The sequence below is a fragment of the Streptomyces sp. CO7 genome (genome assembly GCF_053474865.1).
The window spans coordinates 728,840-736,421 of the sequence record NZ_JBRIOU010000002.1 but is presented as its reverse complement, the minus strand read 5'-3'; the positions used below and the strand labels follow the sequence as shown (position 1 = coordinate 736,421).

Here is a 7,582-nt window from a genome sequence, read left to right as displayed (position 1 = left end):
GCCCGAGGAGGCACGTCGTGAGCACCTCGTCTGACACCCGGCCGGCCAGGACCCGGTCCGCCTCCGGGGCGCCGTCCGGGACCCGTCTCACCCTTCGCGACGCCACGCTGGGCCGGCCGGGCGCCCCGGCCGTGACGGGCGTCGGCCTGGACGTCGCCCCCGGCGAGATCCTCACCGTCGTCGGAGCCTCCGGCTGCGGAAAGTCGACGCTGCTGCGCACCGTGGCCGGGCTGCTGCCGGCGCAGGCCGGGGTGGTGGAGCAGGACGGCCGGCCGGTGACCGGGCCCGGGGCGGACCGGGCGCTCGTCTTCCAGGAGGACGCCCTGCTGCCCTGGCGCACCCTGCGCGCCAACGTGGAGCTGCCGCTGGCCATCCAGGGCGTGCCGCGCGCCCGGCGCAGGGAACAGGCCGAGGCGTGGCTGGAGCGGGTCGGCCTCGCGGGCCATGCGCACCGGCTGCCGCACCAGGTCTCCGGGGGGCAACGGCAGCGGGCCCAGCTGGCCCGCGCCCTGGCGGGCCGGCCACGCGCCGTCCTGATGGACGAACCGTTCGGCGCGCTGGACGCGCAGACCCGCGCCGGCATGCAGGACCTGCTGCTGGAGGTGCTGCACGGCACCGGCGCGACCGTGGTCTTCGTGACCCACGACGTCGACGAGGCGCTCTTCCTGGGCGACCGCGTGGCCCTCCTCGGCTCCGGCCGGCTCGCCGCCCTGCGCGACGTACCGCGCCCGCGGGAGCGCGCCGCCCACGACGACCCGGCCCGCGCCGCCCTGCGCCGGGACCTGCTCACCGCACTCCGCTCCTGAAAGGCACCCTGGTGGACACTTCCCTCGAGATCCCCGACCTCGCGGACGCCGAGGAACTGACCTGTGACGTCCTCGTGGTCGGGGGCGGCACCGCCGGCACGATGGCCGCCCTGACCGCCGCCGAGAAGGGCGCGGACGTCCTGCTGCTGGAGAAGGCGCACGTCCGTCACTCGGGCGCCCTGGCCATGGGGATGGACGGCGTGAACAACGCGGTGATCCCCGGCCGGGCCGAACCCGACGACTACGTCGCGGAGATCACCCGCGCCAACGACGGCATCGTCGACCAGTCCACCGTCCGGCAGACCGCGACGCTCGGCTTCGCGATGGTGCGGCGCCTGGAGTCGTACGGGGTGAAGTTCGAGAAGGACGAGCACGGTGAGTACGCGGTGCGGCAGGTGCACCGGTCGGGGTCGTACGTGCTGCCGATGCCGGAGGGCAAGGACGTCAAGAAGGTCCTGTACCGGCAGCTGCGGCGGCGCGAGATGCGGGAACGGATCCGCATCGAGAACCGGGTGATGCCGGTGCGGGTGCTGACGGCGCACGGCCGCGCCGTGGGGGTGGCCGGCTTCCACACGCGCACCGGCGCCTTCGTCACCGTCCGCGCGGGCGCGGTGATCCTGGCGACCGGAGCCTGCGGCCGCCTCGGTCTTCCGGCCTCCGGCTACCTGTACGGCACCTACGAGAACCCGACCAACGCGGGCGACGGCTACGCGATGGCCTACCACGCGGGCGCCGAACTCACCGGCATCGAGTGCTTCCAGATCAACCCGCTGATCAAGGACTACAACGGGCCCGCCTGCGCCTACGTCGCCAACCCGTTCGGGGGTTATCAGGTGAACCGGCACGGCGAGCGCTTCGTCGACTCCGACTACTGGTCGGGACAGATGATGGCCGAGTTCGCGGCGGAGGTGGCCGGTGACAGGGGACCGGTGTACCTGAAGCTCAGTCACCTCCCCGAGGAGTCGGTCTCGGCCCTGGAGTCGATCCTGCACACGACGGAGCGCCCGACCCGCGGCGCCTTCCACGCGGGCCGCGGCCACGACTACCGCACCCATGACGTCGAGATGCACATCTCCGAGATCGGCCTGTGCGGGGGACATTCCGCATCGGGGGTGCGGGTCGACGATCACGGCCGCACCACGGTTCCCCGGCTGTACGCCGCCGGGGACCTGGCCTGTGTCCCGCACAACTACATGATCGGCGCGTTCGTCTTCGGCGACCTGGCGGGCGCGGACGCCTCGCGGTACGTCCCCTACGAGGGCGAGTTGCCCGCCGACCAGGTACGGGCGGCCCACGAGCTGATCTACCGTCCGCTGCGCCACCCGGACGGCCCGCCGCAGGCCCAGGTGGAGTACAAGCTGCGTCGCTTCGTGAACGACTACGTCGCTCCCCCGAAGTCGGGCGCCCGGCTGTCGCTGGCTCTGGAGGCGTTCGAGAGGATGCGCGCCGACATCGCCTCGATGGGCGCCCGCACCGCCCATGAGCTGATGCGCTGTGCGGAGGTCACCTTCATCCGCGACTGCGCGGAGATGGCCGCGCGGGCCTCCCTGGCCCGCACGGAGTCCCGGTGGGGTCTCTACCACGACCGTCTCGACCACCCGCACAGGGACGACGCGTCCTGGTTCCACCACCTGGATCTGCGAAAGTCCCCCGGCGGGGCGATGGAGTTCACGGCGCGTCCGGTGGCCCCCTACCTGGTGCCGGTCGACGGTTTCGCACCGGTGGGCGGGCCCTCCCGCCACCTCGGCGAGGTCCGTCCGGAAGAGGTGGCGACGGCGGGGGCCCGGGAGGTCGCGCCGGTGGCGGCGGGGCAGGAGCCGGTCGTGAACGCGGCTGTCCCGCAGAGCGGTTCGGGTGGTGCCGGCGTCCCCGGCGAGAAGGCGGCGGGCACACCCCGCCTTCTCGCGCTGCTCTCCCTGGCGGAGGCGGGTCCCGGGCTCGGCGACCTCACCCCCTACCTGGCCGACCCGGAGCCCGCCGTACGCCGGACGGCCGTCACCGTCCTCACGGAGACCGTGCCGCCGGGCACCGGGCCCGCTCTGGCCTCCGCGCTCACCGACGCCGACGCCGACGTCCGGGCCGCCGCGGCCGCCTCCCTGCTCGAGCTGGTCGAGACGCTGGAGCCCGAACCGGCCCTGCGCGACCGCCTCACCGCCGCCCTGCGCGCGTCCGACCCGGTGTCCAGGGCGGCCGCCCTGAACACCCTGCGCTTCCTGCGGCTGGGCGACGCCGAGCTGTTCGCGGGCCCGCTGGCGGATCACGACATCGCCGTCCGCCTCGCCGCGGTCCGCGCGCTGGTGTCGGTCGACGCGGTCGGAGAACTGGCCCGCGCCGCGGCCGCCGACCCCTCCCGCGAGGTCCGCGTCGCCTTCGCCAAGGCCCTGGCCTCCGTGGCGGCGGTACGGTCCGACGACGTGGCCACTGTGCTCGAGGCCCTCGCCGGCCTCACCGGCGATACCGACGCCTTGGTGCGTGCGGCCGCCCACGAGGCACTGGCGACGACCGGCTGCCCCGCGCCGTTGGCCGAACGCTCGGCGGCGGCCCTGTCCGACCCGGCCTGGCAGGTGCGGGCCGGCGCCGCGGCCGCCCTGGCGGCCGCGGATCCGGGCATCGCCGTACCCGCTCTCGCCGCGGCCCTGGCCGACCCCAACGCCGACGTCCGCAGGTCGGCCGTCACCGCGTTGACCCGGCACCGCGCCGTCGTGGACGCCCGGGCCGCCCTGTCCTCCGCGACGACGGACGCGGACGCGGACGTCAGGGCGTACGCGGCTCGGGCGTTGTGACGCGGCCCGGCACCGGCGGCGCGGTGGGGCGCGCGGGGAAGGCGTGGCGGCGGGCGAGGGCGACGACGAGCAGGCTCACCGCTCCGAGGAGCGACGCCGCCACGGCCACCGAGGTCGCGCCGAAGCCCTCGAGCAGGAGGCCGCCCACGATCCCGCCGAGCATCATCGCGACGTTCCACAGCGTGACGAGGACGGCCTGCGCGGTGTCGGCGGCGGCCCGGCCGTGCCGCAGGCCGGCCCGGCCGGCGGCGGTCTGCAGCAGGGTGGGCACGCCTCCCCAGCCCAGGCCCCAGACGACGGCGGCCGCCCCGACCGCCCACGGCGCGGTGGTGAGCGCGAAGGCCGCGGTGGCGAGGGTGAACAGGGCTGCCCCGCTCCACGCCAACGCCCGCAGGCCCCCATCGACATGACGCCCGACGAACCAGATGCCCGCCAGGCAGGCGGCGCCGAACAGCAGCAGGATCGTGCCGGTGGACCGGCCGAGGCCGGCCTGCCGGAGGTAGGACGCGATGTAGGCGTACACGACCGTGTGGCCGAGCACGAAGGTGACCACCACCGTCATGACCGCGGCGACGCCGGGGACCCGCAGGGTCCGCAGGACGGTCGCCTTCGCCTCGTCCGTGGCCTTCGGCCGGTGGGCCGCGGGGACGGACCGGACGATCCAGCCGATGACGGCGAGGGCGGCCACCGAGACCGCCGCGAACGCCGCCTGCCATCCCGCGTGACGGCCGATCAGGGTGCCGGCGGGAACGCCCAGGGACAGCGCCAGCGGGATCCCGGTCATGGTGACGGCGATGGCCCGCCCTTCCAGCCCGGCGGGGGCGATGCTCCGCGCGTGGCCCGCGAGGATCGCCCAGGCGAGACCGGCGGCGACCCCGGCGAGGAACCGGGCGGCCAGGAGCACGGCGTAGCCCGGCGCGAGGGCGGTGAGGGTGTTGGCGACCAGGAAGGCGGTCATGGCGCCGAGCAGCAAGGGCTTGCGCGGGAGGGAGGCGGTGGCGGCCGCCAGCGGGACGGCCGTCAGGGCGGTGCCGGCCGCGTACACGGTGACGGCCTGCCCTGCCGCGCCGGCACTCACCGCGAGATCGGCGGACATCTCCGGAAGGACTCCGGCGGGCAGGGTCTCGGTCAGGCTGGTGATGAAGACCGCGGTGCCCAGCGCGAGCAGCGCCGGCCACGGCAGGGCGGTGCGTCGGACCCGGGACGGTGTCGTGGTGGTCATGCACGCATCCTGAAACCCTCACATCGGTGTGATGGTCAAGCGGGTCGTGCGTGGCTAGGCTGACGGGGTGCGCATCGGTGAACTGTCGCGGTTGACGGGGGCCTCACGCAGGCTGCTGCGCTACTACGAGGAGCAGGGGCTGATCGTCCCGGACCGGGGGGCGAACGGGTACCGGGAGTACGACGAGCGGTACGTGGACCGGGTGAAGCAGATCCGCGGGCTCCTGGCGGCCGGGCTGCCGACCCGGATCATCAAGCAGATCCTGCCCTGCCTGGACAAGCCCCGGTCGATCCACTTCCCGGACGCCACGCCCGAGATGCTGGCCCTGCTGGCCGGCGAGCGGGACAGGCTCAGCGAGCGGATCGAGGTGCTGGTCCGCAACCGTGACGCGATGAGCGAGTACCTGGCCGAGGTCGAGAAGCACCGGGCCCGGCCGGCCGCGTCCCCCGAAGCGGCGGCCCCGGCCTGAGCCCTCCTCAGCCGCGGCCGGATCACCGCGTCAGCGGGACGAGTTCACGGATGACGCGTCCGGCGTCGTCGGCGAGGACGGCGGGGCGCAGACGGACGCCGGAGAGGCCGAGGCCGTCGCGCCGGTCCGCCAGCTCGGCGGCGAGCCGCTTCGCGGTTCCCGTGAAGACACCGGTGTCCGTCGTCCAGGGCTCGCCGGCGGCTGCGTCCAGCCGCCCGAGGCGGTCCTGGGCGTGGTCCTCGCTGTCCCCGAGCACGACCGCGACGTCCGCGTACACCTGGGTCTCCGCGCTGTCCGGGGTGAGCGCCTCGACCTGACGGAACGCGGCGATCAGTCCGGACAGCGGGTTCTCCGTGGTGGGCGTGAGGAACACCCGGTCGGCCACGGCGGCGGCGAGCCGGTAGGGCTCCAGCGCGTGGTGGGCCAGCACGGCGACCGCCGGCGGTGTCGAGACCGGCACCGTCAGCGGTCCGGCGGCCGGGTACCGCGGCTCGCCCGTACACGGCACCGGCCGGATGTGTCCCGGCCGCCAGAAGGCGCCGTCCTCGCCGCCCAGTGCCGTGGCCGGGAAGGTCTCCCACAGGCGGCGCACGGCGCGCACGTGGTCCTCGGCGTCCCGGAAGAGATCGCGCAGCCGCCGCGCGATCCTGGTCGGCACGTACACGTCCTCCGGCTCGAGGGCGGGTGTGGGGGCGCCTCCGACCACGGCGGCGTCGCGGGCGTCCGCCGAGACCTGCGGACGCCACACCACCCGGCCGGGACCGACCGCCGCCAGGGACGCCAGCTGCGCGGCCACCTGGAACGGCGGGACGTGCGTCACGTTCCGGGTGACGACGACCTCCGGGATGCCGGTGGTCGCCAGCAGGAGCGTGGCGACCACCACCGGGTCCAGCCGCCCGCGCACCCGGCGGCCGGTGTCGTCGGGTGCGGTGCCGAAGCGGTCGGTCCACAGGCCCAGGCCGTCCTCGAGCGTGAGGAAGTCGACGCCTCCGGCTGCCGCCGCCCGGCCCCACTCGGTCCAGTGGTCCGCGGTGAAGAGCACGGCGGGATCCGCCCCCGGCGCGTGCGACCACGCCGCCGGGTGCCAGCCCACGCCGTCCAGTGCGATGCCCACACGAAATGCTGTTCGGTTCGTCATGACGCGATTCCACAGGCCTCACATCGGTGTGAAGGTCAAGGGCGTCCGGGACGCGGCTCGCAGCCCGCCGGGCCCGCGGTCAGACCACGGTGACCCGGTGGCGTACCACCGCGTCGAACAGGTAGCCCTGGGTGTTGTGCGGCGTGGTCTCCGGCTGGGTGCGGCCCGCGGTGTCGGTGGCACGGGCCAGCAGGTGGGCGGTGCCGGGCGTGGTGGGGCGCCAGGGCAGCGACCAGCGCGACCAGGCACCCGTGCGGGGCGGGTCGTGCAGCGTGGCGGTCCGCCAGTGCGCCCCGCCGTCGGTGCTGACCTCCACGCGGGCGACGCCTCCGGCGCCGGACCACGAGCGGCCGTGCAGCACCTGACCCCGGCCTGCCGGGAAGCTCGCGCCCGAGGCCAGTTCGAAGGCGCTCTTGACGGCCTGGACGCCGATCGGAGGGCTTCCGGCGTCGCCGTACGCGGAGCCGAACAGGCGGTAGAACGTGGTGTTCCAGGGGGAGAACAGCGGCTCGGCGGACACCTCGATGTCGCCGACCCACTTGATCGAGGCGATGCCCACCCAGGACGGGACGAGCACCCGTACGGGGTGCCCGTGGTCGGGCGGCAGCGGCTCGCCGTTCATCTCGTGGGCGAGGATCACGTCGTCCAGGGCCTTGGCCAGCGGCAGGGGGCGGCGCACCCGGCCGAGGTTCTCGCCGCCGCTGACGTACTCGGCGTCCAGTCCGCGGGGCTGGACGTCCACGGCGTACGACGACAGCCCGGCGCGGCGCAGCACATCGCCCAGGCGTACGCCGCGCCAGCGGGCGACCCCGATCGCACCGAGGCCCCACGGGGTGCCGCTCACCGTCTGACCCTGCTGGGTCGCGTAGTGGCTGCGCCCGTTTCCGGCGCACTCCACGAAGGCGACCCTGCTGACCTGGGGCAGGGCGCGCAGGTCGTCGTAGCCGAACTCGACGGGGCGGTCCTGGCCGGGAGTCCCGCGCAGTCCGTCGCCCCACAGCCGCAGCCGCCATCCGTCGGCGTCGATCAGCGGGGTGGCGGTGTGGTTGCGGACGAAGAACAGCTCGTTGGGCGTGTGGAGACCGGTTCCGCGCAGGGCCTCCCAGCGGGTCTCGGCGTTGGTCCCGTGCCGGACGAACGCCTCCGCGGGCAGCGGCTTCACGA

At 74.9% G+C, this 7,582-nt stretch carries 6 protein-coding genes; 3 read left to right on the top strand and 3 right to left on the bottom strand.

Annotated features, from left to right (window positions below):
* Positions 1-17: 17 nt before the first annotated feature.
* Both ACOV8S_RS05320 and ACOV8S_RS05315 read left to right on the top strand, forming a co-directional pair.
* Entirely contained in the window at positions 18-806 is a 789-nt protein-coding gene (locus ACOV8S_RS05320) for an ABC transporter ATP-binding protein (protein WP_448316360.1), read from the top strand.
* Positions 807-817: 11 nt separating this feature from the next.
* Positions 818-3,589 (top strand): fumarate reductase/succinate dehydrogenase flavoprotein subunit, encoded by a 2,772-nt coding sequence (locus tag ACOV8S_RS05315; RefSeq protein ID WP_448316359.1) that lies wholly within the window; start codon positions 818-820, stop codon positions 3,587-3,589.
* Here ACOV8S_RS05315 and ACOV8S_RS05310 read toward each other — a convergent pair.
* Entirely contained in the window at positions 3,561-4,811 is a 1,251-nt protein-coding gene (locus ACOV8S_RS05310) for an MFS transporter (RefSeq protein ID WP_448316358.1), read from the bottom strand. The genes ACOV8S_RS05315 and ACOV8S_RS05310 overlap by 29 nt on opposite strands.
* Before the next feature lie 67 nt (positions 4,812-4,878).
* Here ACOV8S_RS05310 and ACOV8S_RS05305 point away from each other — a divergent pair, with 67 nt between their 5' ends.
* Positions 4,879-5,280 (top strand): MerR family transcriptional regulator, encoded by a 402-nt coding sequence (locus tag ACOV8S_RS05305; RefSeq protein ID WP_448316357.1) that lies wholly within the window; start codon positions 4,879-4,881, stop codon positions 5,278-5,280.
* 22 nt (positions 5,281-5,302) lie between these two features.
* Here the strand turns inward: ACOV8S_RS05305 and ACOV8S_RS05300 are convergent, their stop codons facing one another.
* Together ACOV8S_RS05300 and ACOV8S_RS05295 are read right to left on the bottom strand one after the other, a co-directional pair.
* On the bottom strand, positions 5,303-6,418 hold the full coding sequence (locus ACOV8S_RS05300) for an LLM class flavin-dependent oxidoreductase (protein ID WP_448316356.1): 1,116 nt from the start codon (positions 6,416-6,418) through the stop codon (positions 5,303-5,305).
* 79 nt (positions 6,419-6,497) lie between these two features.
* The coding region (locus ACOV8S_RS05295; protein WP_448316355.1) for a sulfite oxidase at positions 6,498-7,582 on the bottom strand (1,085 nt) is incomplete at its 5' end.